The sequence below is a fragment of the Bacillus sp. FG16 genome, assembly GCF_057809515.1.
The window spans coordinates 1-319 of the sequence record NZ_JBMDKC010000405.1; the positions used below are offsets into that span (position 1 = coordinate 1).

General features: G+C 33.5%; 1 protein-coding gene. It reads right to left on the reverse strand.

Annotation, left to right across the window (positions count from 1 at the left end; translation table 11 throughout):
* On the reverse strand, positions 1 to 319 hold a 319-nt coding region (locus ACODS7_RS32935; RefSeq protein ID WP_488828779.1), incomplete at both ends, for a hypothetical protein.

Sequence of the window (319 nt, forward strand, 5' to 3'; positions counted from 1 at the left end):
TCAGATGTCCACCGTCATTATGCATTTGAATATAGTTTGACCAAATATTAGTTCCTTCTGCATTTTCTCCTTTAGAAATCCCAAATTTTGCATATGCTTTAGAAGGTTGATCAACTCCATTAATTCGCGGCATGACTTGATAAATATAAAATGATCCTGTACCAGCGTATTTTCTATTATCAGAACCAAGGACTAATGAAGGTTGAATACTTCCATCATCTGTTTCCATAAATCCTATATAGCCACGTGGCTTATCTAAATCGAAAATCTTCATGTCTTGCTTATTTATTTCAACAAATCTGTTTCCACTTGTTTTAAG